2 protein-coding genes are annotated in these 2,326 nt (G+C 53.1%); both read right to left on the bottom strand.

Annotation, left to right across the window (positions count from 1 at the left end):
• A partial coding sequence (tcuB, locus tag ACYZYZ_RS08120; protein WP_461483906.1) for a tricarballylate utilization 4Fe-4S protein TcuB occupies window positions 1-852 on the bottom strand: 852 nt, incomplete at its 3' end.
• Between the two features lie 38 nt (window positions 853-890).
• Entirely contained in the window at window positions 891-2,306 is a 1,416-nt protein-coding gene (tcuA, locus tag ACYZYZ_RS08115) for an FAD-dependent tricarballylate dehydrogenase TcuA (RefSeq protein WP_461483905.1), read from the bottom strand.
• Between the last annotated feature and the right edge of the window lie 20 nt (window positions 2,307-2,326).

Here is a 2,326-nt window from a genome sequence, read left to right as displayed (position 1 = left end):
TAGCAATCCGGCCGGACCGATTAACAGCCCAATGCCGCCGATAACACCCAGAATCACGGGAAGGCTAAAGACAGGGTAAGGCGCTGCCCATCCCATGATGTAGTGATACAGGGTTGCTACAGAGGTTGCGGCAAAGCAGAGCATGAACCCGTAGAAGGTCAGATGATGGAAACGTCGGCGCGCGAGGGTATAGGCATCATCTTCGTTATTGCAGCCTTCACCGTGCCCACCATCCAGATATTTCAGTGTCAGGGCGGCTTTGCCGGTTTGCATCAGGGCCGGAACGGATTCCTGAACCTGTTTCTCACCGGGGGCAATTTTGCGCCAGAAATGAACCACGCCCAGTATTAAGGCCAGTGCGGAAAAACCGAATACTGAGCCAAACATGGCAACTAACGTGTTGTGCGGGAAAATCTGATAAAAATTTCCTCCCTCAACCTGAGTGAAGAGATTGCCCTGAACCAGTAATGTCAGAATCAGAAAAAGTCCCAGAGCCAGTGCGGTGGAAAGCGCCAGCGTCAGGCCATTGTGCTTATACAGGCTTCCCAGTTTGCGGGGCCAGGCATACTCCGTATAGGTGTGCAGACGGACTTTCGCCATGGATTGTGGAACGTTAACCGCAAACTCATGGGGGGTTGCGTACTGGCACGCATGCAGGCAAGCGCCACAGTTGTGACACAGATTAGCCAGGTAGTGAATATCCGCTTTCCCGAATTCCAGCCGTTGGGTCATAGCAGGGAAAACAGCACAGAAGCCTTCACAATAGCGACAGGCGTTACAGATCTGCAGCTGCCGGTTAACTTCTTCTTCGTCGGTATTCAGCACCGGAATTAGATTGTTTTCAGCTTTCATAGTGGTTTTACTTATTGTTCATTCAGATAATCAAAAGGCTATTTGCCCATGCTGTATGACGCGGCATTACGTCCGGCAATCCGGCCAAAAGCCGTACCTATCGACATGCCTACCCCTGCCGTATAGCCCTTGCCTAATACATTGCCCGCCATCATTTCACCCGCTACGAAGAGGTTGTCGCTGCGCTGTTCATCAAAGTGGACTGCTGCGGTGTCATCGGTTTTCAGGCCTAGATAGGTAAACGTCACCCCAGGTCTGAGTGCGTAGCCGTAAAAGGGTGGGGTATCGATGGGCCGTGCCCAGTGGGTTTTGGCTGGCGTAACGCCTTCTGTAATACAATCGTCCAACTCTGTGTGGTTAAACGTGCCGGGGCGGCATGCCTGATTGTAATCCTGCAGAGTGCGTGTGAAGGTTTCGCGGGGCAGGTTGAGCTGATCGGCCAATTCTTCCAGTGAGTCAGCCTTTGTACCGGGGAACACCGGAGGCATAAAGTTGCCAACGGCTTTGCTGTCGATGATAGAGTAACCGACCTGTCCCGGCTGTTGAGCGACCAGGCGCCCCCAGATAGCGTAACGCTTGGGCCAGAAGTCTTCGCCTTCATCGTAGAAACGTTCGCCTTCCTTGTTGACGACGACACCGAGGGATACGCAATCGATGCGTGTGCAGATACCGCCATCGTAAAGCGGTGCCCGGGCATCAATGGCGACCATATGTGCCTGAGTCGGATCGCCAATACTATCGGCACCCAGATCGATCATGCGCTTTAACAGCGTGCCCTTGTTGAAACGGGTGCCGCGAATCAGAAAGTTGTCAGATGGGTATTCCCCTCTTTCATTCTGTCCCCAGGCTTCCCGTAACCACTCACGGTTGGATTCAAATCCACCGGCAGCTAAAACACAGCTTTTTGCTTCAATACGTTCTGCAGGCAAACGGGTGCCATCAACCTCTCGCTCAGGTACCAGAGCTGCGATAAAGCGGCCATCCTGAATTTCCAGGTCTTCAACCGGGGTGTTATAACGAATTTGTACGCCCAGTTGCTCAGCGCTACGGTAGTAGGCGTTAACCAGTGCTTTGCCACCACCCATGAAAAAGGCGTTGGTACGCGCTACATGCAGAGCACCTGAAAGAGGGGGTTGGAAATGGACACCGTGCTGGCGCATCCAGTCACGACAGCTGGAGGACTCCCGAATAACCAGGCGGGCCAGCTCTTCATTCGTGTTGCCACCCGTGACTTTCAGCAAGTCCTGCCAGTATTCCTCTTCAGGATAAGCATCGACTAGCACATCCTGTGGGGCGTCGTGCATACACCTCAGGTTACGGGTATGTTGAGAATTACCACCGCGCCACTCACGAGGAGATGCCTCAAGTAGCATGACGCTGGCTCCTGCTTCACGTGCCATGAGGGCTGCGCAAAGAGCAGCGTTACCACCACCAATTATTAAAACATCAATCATAAGCTCTCCTATTACATGAG

Origin of the sequence: Porticoccus sp., assembly GCA_023261185.1 — a bacterium.
Lineage (GTDB): Bacteria > Pseudomonadota > Gammaproteobacteria > Pseudomonadales > Porticoccaceae > Porticoccus > Porticoccus litoralis.
The sequence above is the reverse complement of the archived record's forward strand: the minus strand, read 5'-3'. Positions and strand labels throughout refer to the sequence as shown.